Consider the following 15,532-nt stretch of genomic DNA (forward strand, 5'->3'; position numbering starts at 1 on the left):
TCCTTACTAAATTGATTAGTGGTTTTTAGATTTTTCATTGCTGTTGTTGTTGATTTCCTTTTCAGCATGATGCTCTATTTTATTCCCACTGCTTACTTCCATTCCTTTTAAGGAAATGGTTTTATGCTCCTTTTCACCGTAAGTCTCCATATCTCCTTTTACATAGTGGGTAAGCTTTCCGATGACATTAGTGACAAAGTCTTTTCCTACCGTCAGCATATTCATCATTCCCACACTGGAGGATTTGTTGATTCCTATAGATTCATTTGAGCTCATCTGAACTGTTGTACTCATATTTTGCCCCACATTAATCGATAAATTTCCACCTGCATTAAAGGTAATATCGTTGGGTGCAGTAATGATTATATTTCCCTGCCCATCCATCAGGTAATTATTTCCGCTTGGATCAATAATGTTCACACTTTTTTCATCATCATTCATCAGAATTTTTATTCCGGATTTGGTCTGTATGGATCTCATATGATTATTGGCTCCGCCCCCAAGGCCAGTTCCCCCATGAAACATGCCTCCCATCACAAAAGGCCTATCAGGATGTCCATGCTGGAAGTTAACCATTACCTGATCTCCTACTTCAGGAATTGCGACATACCCGCGATTTTGTGTAATCTGATCTGTTCCGCCGGCATCAGGACTCATCATCCGGATAAAATCAGTGGTCTCATTCAGCTGCCAGTCAAATCTCACACTAATTCTCCCTTGTCCTGAAGGATCAGTATTGGAAACTACCGTTGCAATCTGGGGCTCCGGTCTTGGAATATAAAATTCCGGCTTTGGCATATAGCCCGTTCCTTCCGCTACAGCCTCAAAACTTCCGGCATAATAGCCTCTGGCATTTACCTCATGGACCGCTTCGGTAATCATAAGTGTTGTAAGGTGGTTCGTTTTGTTGGAGTCCTGCTCCCGTATTTTTATATCGGCCACACATCCCGGATGAAGGAAAGGAATAGAAGTTAAACCTGAAACAGTCATCACTTCTACCGCTTTACTCCCGGAAGCACTTTTCTGTGAGTACTCCACATCCAGATGCGTAACCGCCCTTATAGGAGCAACTCTTAAAGAAGGGGTTTTATAAATTCCGGTATTATTTTTATAAGCTGTCTGAGCCAAATCTCCAAGGTGTTTTATAGAAGTTTCTCCGGAAGTCAGCTTTTTATTTTCATTACTGTTATAGCCGTAAAATTGTGGTTTAATGGGAACTGCCCTAAGCTCTATTCTTACATCATTCACATTACTTCCTTCAATTAACTGGATGTGTTGATTACCGGATTTTGGAAGCTTTCCAAAGTGCAGAACATACCCATCATAAAAGAACTGTTCTCCATAGGCTTCAGCCATTCTTGCGAGGTAATTATAATGGGTTTCTTCATACTGACTGCTATAAAGGATCTGGGAGGTATCATTGGGATCAATATTAAAATCAAAATCAGAGCTGTCAAGTCCCTGTTTGAGAATTTCATTAGCAATAATTCCCATATTTACAGATTGGTTTCCACCAAAGCTTTGAGTATGGGGAGCTCCATCCAGTAAAATCGTAGGACTTTGCCCTTTAAGGACAATATCTCCCAGACTGGTCTTTTCCCGGCTGAACCCTACCTCAGTAATCACTCCTACAAATGACATGCTGGGTGTATCTTCTACATCCTTATAGGAGAAAGTAGCTGTCAGTCTTTTTCCCAATAGCTTATGGGCATCTTCCAGGCTCTGAGTCTGTCTGTTTTCCAGACTGTCGTGGGCAAGGATAATTTCAAATTCATGGTGCTTTATGGCACTTTGTATTAGTTTGAAGTGTTTAAAATGCGCGACAGGTTTGCCATTGGCGTGAATTTCAAGTTTTACCACCCGATTAATTCCCGGTATTTGATTTTCCGAAATCGCTTTAGCATTGCTCTGGTTGATAAAGGCTGCTTTTTTTAATTTTGAATACTCATCATTGGGGGGAATTTCATTGTTGTTGATTTTGTTTTTCATTTGTGTGTTTTTTAAAATAGTTAGCAAGTCTCCCAAAGGGAACTTACTTTTATGAGTCGTTCATATTTTGTGGATCATTTGGTTCTCCATTCCATAGGTTAGAACAATCTATGGAAGTAAAAGCAAATCTCATAGAAGAGATTAGGTAATATATCATTTGTGCTGTTTTAGTGTTTAAATTCAAATATAATAAAATATTCAAATAAATCACACATGATGGAAACATATGCTATTCTCTAAATAACAGTATTCAAAAATAAATGTCACGATGATGCTATCATAAAAAATGTATGGTGCCCCAACGTTTCTGATATGATAAAATTAATCAAAGTTTAACTTTATTAATAGAGGCAGAAACTTCACGAATTATTATTTTTGATAAAATATACATTTAGAATGTCATTACACTTTAATCCACGGGATATTACATGGCTGGCCTTTAATGAAAGAGTTTTACAGGAAGCCATGGACGAGAATGTTCCCCTACATTTAAGAATACGTTTTCTGGGAATTTTCTCCAACAATTTAGACGAGTTTTTCAGGGTACGGGTTGCCGGATTAAAACGTGCTATGGATTTTAAGGAAAAAGTGATCGCCGAGTCATTCTATCAGCCTCCTTCCAAAATTCTCCAGCGGATCAATGAAATCGTCATGCGTCAGCAGCTTAATTTCGACAAAACCTGGAAAAAGATTCTGACTGAGATGGCTGATCACAAAGTTTTCATTAAAAATTCGAAAAATCTGACGGCAAAACAGAAAGAATTCGTGAGACAATATTTTGATGAAGTTGTGGAATCCAATGTAATCCCTATTCTCCTTCATGAGAATACGCCAATGCCATATCTTAGAGATAAAAGTCTTTATCTTGGAGTGGCCATGAGGAAAAAAGACTGGCAATATTCCAGCAATTATGCCATTATTGAAATTCCGTCGCGATTCGTTGGAAGATTTGTATTGCTTCCCACTGAAGATCCTGAAGAAAAAAATGTAATGCTTCTGGAAGACGTCATCACTTTCAATTTACCGCACATTTTCTCATATTTCGGATATGATGAGTTTGCCGCCAATGCTTTTAAAGTCACTAAAGATGCTGAGCTGGATCTTGATAATGATATCCGGACCAATTTTGCCGAGAAAATAGAAAAGGGGCTTAAAAACAGAAGAAAAGGAAAACCTACCCGCTTTGTTTTTGATAAAGATATGGATAAAGCCCTGTTGGAACTCTTGATCAGAAAACTAAATTTAACGAAGAAAGACAGTATCATTCCCGGAGGAAAAATCCATAATTTCAAACATTTTATGGACTTTCCAGACGTTTTTGAAACCTATGAAAGGCCTGTAGAAAGAACGTCTTTCACCCATCAGGCCTTCGAACATGGAGAAAGAGTGACGGATGTTATCCTGAAACAAGACGTATTGCTTACCTTCCCCTACCACAAATACAATCCGGTCATTGATCTGCTTCGGGAAGCTGCGATGGATCCGGACGTAAAATCTATACAGATCACAGCTTACCGTCTGGCAAGCAATTCAAAAATTATCAACGCTCTGATCTATGCTGCCAGAAATGGCAAGGAAGTTACCGTTATGCTGGAACTTCAGGCAAGATTCGATGAAGAATCTAACCTTGAATGGAAAGAAATGCTGGAACCCGAAGGAATCAATGTATTGGTAGGACTTCCCAATAAAAAGGTTCACGCCAAACTCTGCATCATCAAAAAGAGGGCACACAACAAAACCATTCAATACGGATTTATAAGCACCGGAAACTTCAACGAAAAAACAGCAAGAATCTATGGCGACCACCTTGTGCTCACCGCTGACCGTGGCATTATGGCAGACATTAATAAAGTTTTTAATGTTCTGAAGAAACCAAAAGACGATTATCTTCCTGTTTTGAAAACATGTAAAAATTTAGTAGTTTGCCCGCAGTTTATGCGTGAAAAGATCGTTCACCACATCGATAAGGAAATTGAGGAGGCCAAAGCAGGAAGAAAATCAGAAATCATTGTCAAAGCCAATTCATTGAGTGACAGATTACTGATCGAAAAATTATATAATGCAGCTACTGTGGGAGTTTCCATACGCCTCATCGTAAGAGGGATCTACTGCGCCGTTAACCAAAAAGAATTTAAAGAAAAAATAAAAGCAATAAGTATCGTAGATGAATATCTGGAACATGCCAGGGTCATGTATTTCTATAATAAAGGTGCCGAGGATATGTATATTTCTTCTGCCGACTGGATGACCAGGAACCTTGATTACCGGATTGAGGCCGCAGCGAAAATCACTGACAAAAATCTTAAAAAGGAATTGAAGGATATTCTTGACATCCAGCTCAGAGATAACGTAAAAGCCCGGATTCTGGATAAAAAGCTGAGCAACGAATATGTAAGAAATGACAAAAAAGAATGCCGCTCACAAATAGAAACCTATATATACTTAAAAGCTAAAACCAATAAGAAATGAAAATAGCAGCGATAGACATAGGAAGTAACGCCGCCCGACTTCTTATCAATGAAGTAAAAGTAAACAACAGAAAACCTGAATTCATTAAATTAAACCTTTTAAGGATTCCTCTCAGACTGGGCATGGATGTCTTTACCCTGGGAAAAATAGGCCCCGAAAGAGAAAAAATGGTCATCGATTCTATGCAGATCTTCAGTGACCTGATGAAGATCTATAAAGTAGACCATTACAGAGCCTGTGCTACCAGCGCGATGCGCGATGCCGCCAATGGTGATGAGATCATCAGGCAAGTGCATGAAACTTCGGGAATCAATATAGAGATTATCTCCGGAGATGAGGAGGCTACCCTGATCTACGAAAATCATGTAGCAGAAGGTCTTGACAAAGAATTTGCCTATTTGTACATTGATGTGGGTGGTGGTTCCACCGAACTTACCTTTTACGAAAATGGCAAAATGGTATATGAACGCTCTTTCAATATTGGAACGATCCGCCTCCTGAATAATCTTGTCACAGCGGATAACTGGAAAGAGATGAGAGAAGAAATCAAAAAAAATATCATCAGCAAAAAGCCTATCGTAGCCATCGGATCGGGTGGTAATATCAACAAGGTATTCTCCATGAGTAAAACCAAAGATGGAAAACCCATGTCCCTCTCTCATCTTAAAAAAGTGTATAAAGAATTCAATGAGCTGTCTGTGGAAGAAAGAATGACCAAATATAGCCTCAGAGAAGACAGAGCCGATGTCCTGGTACATGCTCTTCATATTTTCAACAATGTCATGTCCTGGTCGGATATCAGTCGGATTTTCGTTCCTAAGATATCTGTGGCAGACGGATTGATCCAGAATATTTACAATCAGTTACAACATAAAGAATAATTTATACAAGATACTATCTGAAAGCCGGGCCCATTTGTCCGGTTTTTCGTTTTTCAGAAGCTATTTGCTGTTATTCATGATCTAAAATTAGGTTGGGGCTAAAGCCAGAGATACTATATTGCTTGATGAAAGCGGACTAAAGTCCACTCCTATTGAATTGTAACAGCAGTATCTTGACTCTTGACTCTTTGTTCTTGACTCTTTATTCTTTAAAATAAAAAATTCCCTAACTTTAAAGTAAATCCTATCTCCCATTCGTCGTACAACTATTTAATAGCAATACAATGAACCCGATCAAAATAATTATTACAGGTGCTACAGGAATGGTAGGTGAAGGTGTTTTAATGGAATGTCTAGAAAATCCTCATGTTTCCGAAATATTAAGCGTAGGAAGAAAAGCCTCCGGAAAAAAACATGCTAAGCTAAAGGAATATATTGTTCCCGACTTTCTTTCCATTGATCTCAATGATGAAAATCTGAAAGGCTATGATGCCTGCTTTTTTTGTGCAGGGATCAGCAGTGTAGGAATAAATGAAGATGCTTATACCTCCATTACCTATGATACCACCATTCACTTTGCGAGAGCCGTTCTCAGTCAGAATCCGGGATTAGTATTCAATTATGTTTCAGGGGCAGGGACCGACCGGTCAGAAAGCGGAAAGGTCATGTGGGCAAGGGTAAAAGGCAGAACAGAAAATGCCCTCAAGAAAATGAATTCTGGAGGGGTTTATAATTTCCGTCCCGGATTTATGAAACCTGTTGAGGGACAATTGAATGTAAAATGGTTTTTCAAACCTTTTATTTGGTTTTTTCCTGTTTTTTTACCGTCAAAATCCTTAACTTTACACGAAGTGGGAAGAGCGATGATCAATACCACACAAAAAGGTTATCCTACCTCAACCTTAGAGATCAGAGACATTAAAAATTTAGCGATATGAGAGATATGTTAAAAAGAATTGTTCTTGTTATTTTTGTACTCTTACTGCTTACTGCTGTTTCGGGGTTTTTCTATATGCAGAAACATCCTCTTGAGGGAAGCAGATCCGGGAAGATTTTAAATTTTTCAGGTCAGCATTCCAAATAACAGCATGGTAGCGTACTGATCTCTGTTTCACCCTTATTTTTTGTCTTTTATCGGAAACAAACCTATTTTTTAAACATTTCTTAAGATTCCATTAAAACAGTTGCAAAGGAGAAAGTTCATTTTTGTATTTATCTAATTGAAATAAAAATGACCCACAACTACTTATTAAAAGGGTCTGTCATTGCCGCTTTCTTTTTACATAGCGGACTTTTTGGACAGACGCTGATCCATTACTGGAATTTTAACAATAATACTTCAGCAGCTTCAATTACCACCCCTTCTTCTACATTGGTGAACGGTTCACTTCTGCCGGTTGCGGGAGGAACAAGCCTTATAGATTTTGCAGGAGGAACCGGACAGAACTTCAATCTTGATAATCTGAATGCGAGAAACGGAGATCTGCCGGGTACTCATCTGCGATTTAATAATCCTATCGGAGGTGCTTTGCAGTTTAACCTTCCTACTACCGGATATAATAACGTGATGGTCAAGTTTTCCACCAGAAGATCCGGCCAGGGTGCGGGAACCCAATTATGGTCTTATTCTACAGACGGAGTCACTTTTACTCCGTACCAGAGTGTTATGCCTCAGGATGCCAACCCACAGCTGGTTAGTTTCGACTTTTCAGCTGTATCAGGGGTTTCCGACAATCCCAATTTCAAACTAAAAGTAGAATTTTCAGCCACAGGAGGAGGAACAGGAGGTAATAACCGTTTTGATAATTTTACAGTAGATGCTTCACCTGCAGGGGGCATAGACACTACACCGCCTGCGGTCACCTATCTCCCTGCCAATACTACCAACAATGCCTCAACAACCGCAAACCCTACCATTTCCTTTAATGAAAATGTGAGGATGAAAGATAATTCAGTAATCAACGATTCTAATGCACAAAGCCTTGTAGAACTCCGTCAGGGAAGCGCTACAGGAATTCAGGTTCCCTTTACCACCACTTTCAACAACAATATCATCACCGTTATTCCGGTTACCGCTCTTGTTCCGGGACAGACTTATTATCTGGCATTAAAGCCCGACACAGTAGAAGATTTCAGTGATAACGGGGTAACGGCAGCAACTTCCAGCACATTCAGCACTGCCGGAACTTCTGTTTCTTTGGATAAAAACTTTATAAAGGTTAATGAGAATGCAGGCAGCCTGGCATTCAAAGTCAATGTCACTAACCCTTCAGCAGCGACAGTCAATCTTGTGGTAAAACCGGCACCCTTCAGCACTGCTGATCATAACGACTTCACTTTATCCAGCCAAATTATTACGATTACCCCTTCTACTTCAAGTTATACAGTTAATATTCCCATTATTGATGACATGCTGGAAGAGCAGCAGGCGGAATATTTTGTACTGAGCCTTGAAAATCCTGTAGGTACTACGATCTCAGGGGAGCCTTCCGCCACGGTATATATTGTAGATAATGATAAACCTGCACCAGTACCTTCTCATCAGATCCAGCTGAACTATATCGGCAGCTTTGATCCTTCGGGAAATAACAGCAGCTCCACGGAAATTGTTATTCACGATCCTGCAACCCAGCGGCTTTTCACGATCAGCTCAATTACTGATGTTTTCGATATTATCGATTTCAGTGATCCAATGGCTCCTTCCGTGATCAAAACAGTTAATATGGCTCCTTATGGCGGGATCACCAGCATCGCTGTAAAAAATGGGATCATTGCCGCAGCATCTCCCCATTCAGATCCGCAACAGAACGGCTCAGTTGTCTTTTTTGATATCAACGGAAACTTCCTGAAACAGGTAACGGTAGGAGCATTGCCAGATATGGTAACATTCACTCCGGACGGCACTAAAGCCGTTACCGCTAACGAAGGAGAACCTAATGATGCCTATACCATAGATCCGGAAGGAACCATCAGCATTATTGATATTTCCGGAGGAATCAGTAATCTTTCCCAGAATAATGTAACGACACTCAACTTCAATAGTTTTGACTCACAAGTTGTATCTCTGACAGCTACAGGACTAAGAAAAGTAAGAACAAACAATACCCTTTCCCAGGATCTGGAGCCTGAATACATTACCATCAGTGCCGACAGCCAAAAAGCGTGGGTAACACTTCAGGAGAACAATGCTATTGCAGAAGTTAACCTGACCACCAAAACCATCACCAATATTTGGGGGCTCGGAAAGAAAGATATGAGTATTCCCGGAAACGGTTTCGATGCGTCGGACAACAATGGCGAGGTTCTCATTGCCAACTGGCCTGTGAAAGCCTATTATATTCCGGATGCGGTTCAAAACTATAAGATTGGTAATACCAACTATATCGTGACCGCCAATGAGGGAGATGAAAAAGACCTGTCAGGATATAGTGAGCGAACAACGGTTGGGGCTAATACTTATACTTTAGATCCTGTTATTTTTCCTCAGTCATCTATTCTGAAAGCGGCTTATAACTTAGGGAGATTTAGAGTTTCATCTGCTACCGGAAATACTGACGGCGATGCAGAATTTGAAGAAATCGCAGCGTTAGGAGCCCGTTCATTTTCTATCTTCAATGCAGATACCCAACAGCACGTATATGACAGCGGAGATCAGTTTGAAAGATACATTGCAGCTTATCAACCATTACTATTCAATGCTGATAATGAATCCAATGCTGTGAAAAACAGAAGCCGCGCAAAAGGTCCTGAACCTGAAGGCGTGGCACTGGGGAACATCAATGGACAGACCTTTGCCTTCATTACACTTGAAAGAACGGGCGGTGTGATGGTGTATAATATTTCAGATCCTGCCCATCCTACTTTCACAGACTATAAACACTCCCGGTCTACATCAGCGTATGGTGGCGATAACGGCCCGGAAGGCATTATCTATATCGCTCCGGAAAATACCACTACCGGTAAAGGCTACGTCATTATAGCCAATGAAATAAGCGGAACTCTGTCAACCTATGAAGTAGCCCTATCACCAACATTGGGAACTGGAGAAACAAAATCTGAAAAGGCCACTTTCAATGTGTTCCCAAATCCTGTGAACAAAGGAAATACTCTTTATTTCAACAGAAAACAGGATTACGAATTATATGATATGTCCGGAAAGCTGATTGGAAAAGAGAAAAATGCTTTAACAATAAATACCTCAAATCTTTCAACCGGTGTTTATCTTATAAAAACATCAGAAGGGCAAATAAAAAGAGTTATTGTAAAGTAAGCCTAGTTTATAGGTATCATTGTGTATAGGCTCCGGATTTTCCGGAGCTTTTTGATTATGAATAAAAGGGATACTCATTGCAAAGGCAGCTTCTTGATGCTCCACCGTTGAATCTTTACCTTTTAGCATGACCTGCAACTTTTGTACGTGAACCATTTTTAAAACCTGTTATTTACGATGATTTAACTTTTGAAATGCCCGAAAAAAACCATTTTATTTCTATATTTACCATCACCAAAACCAAATTCACAATGAATAGTATTAAAACTGCAGGAATTATTGCTTTCCTGCTCATGGGAACAGCCACCGCTTTCTCACAATCAAGAAAAACAGAATCTTCAAAAGGCGTTGAGCAATCAGACAACGATAAGAAAATACAGGTAGACGGTGTAGGACACAAGCTCAACTATACGCTCAACGGCGGAGTCGTTGAGGTAGAAGGTGGCGACAATACCGTAACGATCAAAGGAAGTGCTAAAATGATTGCTGTTTCGGGTACAGGTAACAAAGTATACATTGATAAAGTGGATAGAGTAACAATAGAAGGCGGTGATAACGTAGTCTATTACCGTACTTCCGGAACGAAATCAGGAAAACCGAACGTTGCCCTTACCGGGGTGGGAAACAGGGTAACAAAACAATAGATAACATTCAGAAAACACCAGCTCCATGTTTGGATTTGCATTAGATACAGGTGGAGAGCCTGAAATGATCACATTAATTGATCATGTGAATAACCTTGAAGGCCGCTATCCTATAACTTATAAAAAAGTCAGGCTGATGAATGTTCACAACACTCCTACTCTTGTGTCTGCTATAAAAACTTCATCTGAAATGTATCAAAACAATGGTTTAGTCTGCAGGCTTGACCACGAGAATAATATAATATCAAGCACCTTTATCAGCAGCATCAAAATAAGCAAATCCAAAAAAGGATTGATCTTGAATGGCTTTGTATGGACCCACCCAAAAGGATATCAAAAAGCCATGGATATGAAGCTGAATAATGAAATTAATGAAAAGAATGTGTGGAAAAAATTCCAAAAAGATGAGCTTCAGGGATGGCTTGCGTATGCACTAAATACAGGAAAAAAGCCTGAAAAAAACAGGGAAAATATAACCGTCCGGATTAATGGGAATGATTTTCATAATCTGGATGGTTTTTTCTGTACTTTAGGAGAAGAGATCAATGGTATATCAGGTTACTTTGGTCGTAATTTACCGGCTTTATATGATAGTCTCCGTGGAGATTTTGGAGTAAAATCCATTTCAGAACTCAACTGGACCAATCATATGAGAAGCAAAGTACTATTGAAATCAAAATTTACAAAAATTCTTGAGATTTTTGAAGATTATAGTATCAAGATTGTATTGAACTAATTCTAAAATTCTAAAAGTTCATCCGTTTTCTGTACTTCCACGCTATTGGATAGAAGCAAAATAAAAAAGACAGGACTGTAAGCCCTGTCTTAAAAAAATATCTCAGATATAGTTTTATTCTACGTTGATTACTTTTTCAATTTCCGGAGCATGTTGTTTGATGGTATTCTCAACTCCTAATTTAAGGGTTGAAAAATTCAGTGAACATCCGGAACAGTTACCCAGAAGTTTTACAAAAACCTGATTGTCTTTCACATCAATAAGCTCAATATCACCTCCATCTTTGTTCAAAAACGGTCTGATGCTTTCCAGTGCCTCCATGACTCTTGTTACTGTATCTTCGTGCGTTATGTTTGTTTCCATATTTTTTCAGTTCAATTCGGTTTTTTCAAATTTAATTGAAGTTGTTATTATTTTGCTTTTGGTGAGCATCCTGCCATTGTGGAGATCTTTACCGCTTCAGTGGGAGGAAGGTTTTTATTTCTTTCCACCAAGCTTTCCACCATTTTTCTTGCGGTGTCTGTATAAATATCTGCAATTTTAGACCCTTCCTGAAGGGCCGCAGGTCTTCCTACATCTCCGGCTTCTCTGATACTTTGGATCAACGGGATCTCTCCCAATACCGGAATCCCTAAATCTTCAGCAAGATACTGTGCTCCCTGGTTTCCAAAGATATAATATTTATTCTCAGGAAGTTCTTCCGGCGTAAAATACGCCATATTTTCGATTAATCCAAGCACAGGAATATTGATACTTTCCATCTGGAACATGGCAATCCCTTTTCTTACGTCTGCCAGTGCTACATGCTGAGGGGTACTTACAATCACGGCTCCTGTCACAGGAACTTCCTGAATGATAGACAGGTGGATATCACCTGTTCCCGGTGGAAGGTCAATTAACAAGAAGTCCAGTTCTCCCCATGCCGCATCTCTGATCATTTGATTTAATGCTTTTGAAGCCATGGGTCCTCTCCAAACCACAGCCTGGTTGGATCCTGAAAAATATCCTATTGAAAGCATTTTTACGCCATAGTTCTCAATAGGTTTCATCAGACTTTTACCATTCACTTCTACAGAAATTGGTTTTTCCCCTTCTGTATCGAACATGGTAGGAACAGATGGCCCGTAGATATCGGCATCCAATAAACCTACTTTAAAGCCCATTTTTGCTAATGTTACTGCCATATTTGCAGAAACAGTAGATTTTCCTACGCCCCCTTTACCGGAAGCGATAGCAATAATATTTTGAATCCCAGGAATCTGTTTTCCTTTGATTTGACTTTGCTGAATTTCACTAGGTTCCGGAGAAGCAATTTTAAGTTTTAAATGAACATCTTCTCCAAACTCGCTGGCGAAAGCCTGCTTCATAGCAGCCTCCAGTTTTTTCTTTTCGTGCATTGCCGGTGAATGGGCGGTCATATCAATATAAACATCATTACCCATAATCTGAAGATTATTCACCAAATCGTCTACTTCTATTTCTTTAAGGAAATCTTGAACCTTTTCTTTCGTCAACATATAAATATAAATTGTTTACAAATTTACGGAATTTTTCGGTAATTTAGAATCAATAAAATCTATAATATCAGGTGATAAATCAGATCGTTAAAAATTTTGTTTATTGCTTTTTTTATTTCAGGACTATAGCTCATTACGCATACGATCATGACAAATTTCAACATTTATCCACCCAAATATGCCTCCTCAAAAGGAGTTTTCACTGTGGGAAAAACCAGGTTCAAATGGTACAATCTTGCTTCTGATCCGGCAGAAGTTGTATGGAAGGACATTCAAAAAGCCAGATTTTGTATTGAGAATGCCTCTGAAAACTTCCGGGATATTGATGACCTCGGATTTGTCATCATGCACCGGTGTGGAGAACACTATCTTCTGTTGGTATGTACCTGGAGAAGCGAAAATGAACTCTGGGAAAGTGTCTATTACGACGGATCAGGTGATTTTGAAGTCTGGGACCGAAACAAAACCCATCTTCCGACCTATTGTGTCTGGGAAATGGGCATTGTATATCATGAATCTCAGGCCTGGAAGAGCTATTTGGGATCGGCTAGGGATGAAAATAATAGAATCGACTATCTCAATAACTTTTTTGAAGGGGAAGTCTAACGCCTAGTTTGCTCTGTACTTTTCTTCAAATTTTATATTACGCTCCGCCCCTTTCACTTTTTTATTTCCGAAAGTGTACGTAGCTGAGAGCGTAAGTCTTCTTGCATCGTAGTAATTGTTGAAAAAATGAGTCCCTGTCGTATAATAAATTTGACCAAGGCTTTTGGATTGTTTGAAAATATCAGATACCATCATATTGATCTGAAGATTTTTTTCCATTAAACTCATCTTTAGTCCTGTAGTAAAGTTACCTAAATAATCCCACCGTACATTTCCGGAATCTGAAGGCAGACGCATCCAATAATTGAGAATTATTTGAACAGTTTTGTTAGTATTTAAAGATAGATTATTCTGAAAATTAAATTCATACGCACTTCCTTTTCTTGAAGCGGCGTCAGTAGCAAAAACATCTGTTTTCATATAGGATATATCTGCAGTATAATTAGCTTCCCAGAATTTGAAAAAAGTATCTGAATAGTTCAGGGTAAGCCCTACACTGTTCTGGTTATAATAATTCGCGAAAGTACTGAGCCTGTTTTCCCCGTCGAGATTCACGATCTGGCCAAATCCTTCGAGAGTTCTCTGGAAATAGGCTGAAGCAGATAATTTTCCTTGATAAACGTAAGAGAATTCGAAATTATGGTTGACTGAAGGCTGCAGAAACGGATTTCCGGTAAAATAAGAATTGACATTGATATACCACCGGTAAGGATTGATCGCGCGAAATCCCGGCCTGTTGATCCTTTTGGAATAATTCAGACTGAATGTATTATTTTCATCGCTTTTATAGGAGACATAAGCGGTAGGGAAAAATTTTCCGTATGAATTTTGTGACTGCTGTCCTGAGGTCAGCGAATTCCCGATGACCGTAGAATATTCGTAGCGCAGTCCCGCTTTGGCAGACCACTTTTCACTGAAAGATTTTTCAAAACTGAGGTAAGCTGCATAATTTTTCTCATTATACTGGAATACATTACTTTTTACAGGATCTGTGACATAATTCCCATTGTCCAGGTTCTGATAGGATATTTCTGAATCATTATCAAAATTAGTAAACTTCACCCCTGCTTCCGTCTTTGCAAACTGATAAGGCAATGTAAGATCTGCCTGTCCGGAATAAATTGTATAGTCGACCGTTGAAGGTGATCTCACGATAAACTCCTGACCTGAATTTTCAGTCGTTATAAAATCAATAGTAGTTCTGGGGCTATTGGAAAAATAATTTCCTGTGATGCTTAATTGATGATCCAGCTTTCCGAATTTCATATCGTAATAGGCGCTAACAGTCTGCTGTATGTTTTTGGCTCTATGTTCGGCAGAAGTCGATAAGGTATTTGTATAATTTCCATTTTGAAAATAATCCGACCGGTTCATAACATCCATATTGGAATGTCCGGATCCGTAATCGTAAATAAGTCCTATTTTGGATTTTGGACTCAATTGGTAATCAATACTTACATTAGCTCCTGCTCCATCGCCGAAATCTCTTCTGTCATCCGAGCTTCGAAGGCCATCCGCACCTTCTATCCGATAGTTTTCGTAAGAATGCTTTTCATTTTTTTGCTGTCTTAATTTTAATGAAGACCGTAATTTTTCACTTTGATAATTGACCGTGACACTGTTTGATGTCCCGGTATACGTCTGTTGCTGGAGCGTAGTAGTAAGGCTTCCGTTCCAGCCTAGATTCTGATTTTTTTTTAGAACAATATTGATCAGTCCACTATTTCCTTGTGCTTCATATTTTGCCGGAGGGGCCGTTATCACTTCAATTTTCTCAATATTTTCAGACCGAAGACTTTTAAGGTACGCGACAAGCTCGCTTCCGGAAAGATTCACGATCCTTTCATTGATCATCACTGCTACACCATTTTTTCCGGCAATTGAAATTCCTGAATTGTCATCTACCTTAAGCAGCGGTGTCGTAGCCATCGCTTCTGCCCCATCCATTCCCTGAGAAGCAACAGAGTTGGCTACGTTGAAAATCAACCGGTCTGCTTTTCTTTCGATCAGCTTTTTCCTCGCAGTAAGCGTAACTCCCTCAATTTGTTTTTCTTTCTTTTTGATAATAAAAAAATCCTGTTTTACATCTCCCTTTACTGTAACATCCCTATTGGATACTTCCTCACCGTCCAGAATCAGCCTGATATTGTAATTTCCGTCTTCCAGAAGTTTCAGTGAATAGTTTCCCTTTTCATCAGAGATAGCGGTTTGCTTTTTCTGATCTTTTACCGCTACAATTTCAACATATGATGCTGCCTGTCCTTCGTTCGAGACTTTACCTGTTATTCTCTGGGAAAATCCGAGTACCGGTACCAGCATAATCACCGCAAATAATGTTTTCTTCATGAATTCAATAGTTTTCAATAAGACAAATCATCTCCTTTCTATATTACATTGATCTGGTTGTTTTTCAATATATT

The 15,532-nt window shown here is 39.2% G+C and carries 12 protein-coding genes; 8 read left to right on the forward strand and 4 right to left on the reverse strand.

Going from position 1 to position 15,532, the window contains the following annotated elements; translation table 11 throughout:
* Window positions 1-15 precede the first annotated feature (15 nt).
* Entirely contained in the window at window positions 16-1,989 is a 1,974-nt protein-coding gene (locus DRF67_RS03465; RefSeq protein ID WP_228435727.1) for a type VI secretion system Vgr family protein, read from the reverse strand.
* A gap of 396 nt (window positions 1,990-2,385) precedes the next feature.
* Here DRF67_RS03465 and ppk1 point away from each other — a divergent pair, with 396 nt between their 5' ends.
* From ppk1 to DRF67_RS03500, 7 genes are all read left to right on the forward strand, one after another.
* Window positions 2,386-4,458, forward strand: a complete 2,073-nt coding sequence (gene ppk1, locus DRF67_RS03470; RefSeq protein ID WP_115926689.1) for a polyphosphate kinase 1 — start codon at window positions 2,386-2,388, stop codon at window positions 4,456-4,458.
* Entirely contained in the window at window positions 4,455-5,339 is an 885-nt protein-coding gene (locus tag DRF67_RS03475; protein ID WP_115926691.1) for a Ppx/GppA phosphatase family protein, read from the forward strand. Before ppk1 ends, DRF67_RS03475 begins: the two co-directional genes overlap by 4 nt.
* 284 nt (window positions 5,340-5,623) lie before the next feature.
* A complete protein-coding gene (locus tag DRF67_RS03480) occupies window positions 5,624-6,277 on the forward strand; it encodes an NAD-dependent epimerase/dehydratase family protein (protein WP_115926693.1) in 654 nt (217 codons plus the stop codon).
* A complete protein-coding gene (locus DRF67_RS21450; protein ID WP_165851733.1) occupies window positions 6,274-6,423 on the forward strand; it encodes a hypothetical protein in 150 nt (49 codons plus the stop codon). The genes DRF67_RS03480 and DRF67_RS21450 overlap by 4 nt, the downstream gene beginning before the upstream one ends.
* Before the next feature lie 147 nt (window positions 6,424-6,570).
* Complete coding sequence (locus tag DRF67_RS03485) at window positions 6,571-9,609, forward strand: choice-of-anchor I family protein (protein ID WP_115926695.1); 3,039 nt, start codon at window positions 6,571-6,573, stop codon at window positions 9,607-9,609.
* A gap of 251 nt (window positions 9,610-9,860) precedes the next feature.
* Window positions 9,861-10,253 carry a DUF3060 domain-containing protein gene (locus DRF67_RS03495; RefSeq protein WP_115927076.1) on the forward strand — a complete coding sequence of 131 codons (393 nt, stop codon included), beginning with the start codon at window positions 9,861-9,863 and terminating at the stop codon, window positions 10,251-10,253.
* A gap of 25 nt (window positions 10,254-10,278) precedes the next feature.
* Window positions 10,279-10,989, forward strand: a complete 711-nt coding sequence (locus tag DRF67_RS03500; protein ID WP_115926699.1) for a barstar family protein — start codon at window positions 10,279-10,281, stop codon at window positions 10,987-10,989.
* A gap of 114 nt (window positions 10,990-11,103) precedes the next feature.
* Here the strand turns inward: DRF67_RS03500 and DRF67_RS03505 are convergent, their stop codons facing one another.
* On the reverse strand, window positions 11,104-11,352 hold the full coding sequence (locus tag DRF67_RS03505; protein ID WP_002977212.1) for a NifU family protein: 249 nt from the start codon (window positions 11,350-11,352) through the stop codon (window positions 11,104-11,106).
* A gap of 47 nt (window positions 11,353-11,399) precedes the next feature.
* Window positions 11,400-12,506: an Mrp/NBP35 family ATP-binding protein gene (locus DRF67_RS03510; protein ID WP_115926701.1), complete on the reverse strand. Its 1,107-nt coding sequence runs from the start codon at window positions 12,504-12,506 to the stop codon at window positions 11,400-11,402.
* 147 nt (window positions 12,507-12,653) lie between these two features.
* Here DRF67_RS03510 and DRF67_RS03515 point away from each other — a divergent pair, with 147 nt between their 5' ends.
* The gene (locus tag DRF67_RS03515) at window positions 12,654-13,112 is read left to right on the forward strand and encodes a hypothetical protein (RefSeq protein WP_115926703.1); all 459 of its coding nucleotides are present in this window, start codon (window positions 12,654-12,656) and stop codon (window positions 13,110-13,112) included.
* A gap of 3 nt (window positions 13,113-13,115) precedes the next feature.
* Here the strand turns inward: DRF67_RS03515 and DRF67_RS03520 are convergent, their stop codons facing one another.
* Window positions 13,116-15,458 carry an outer membrane beta-barrel family protein gene (locus tag DRF67_RS03520; RefSeq protein WP_115926705.1) on the reverse strand — a complete coding sequence of 781 codons (2,343 nt, stop codon included), beginning with the start codon at window positions 15,456-15,458 and terminating at the stop codon, window positions 13,116-13,118.
* Between the last annotated feature and the right edge of the window lie 74 nt (window positions 15,459-15,532).

It is taken from the genome of Chryseobacterium pennipullorum (assembly GCF_003384725.1).
Taxonomy (GTDB): domain Bacteria; phylum Bacteroidota; class Bacteroidia; order Flavobacteriales; family Weeksellaceae; genus Chryseobacterium; species Chryseobacterium pennipullorum.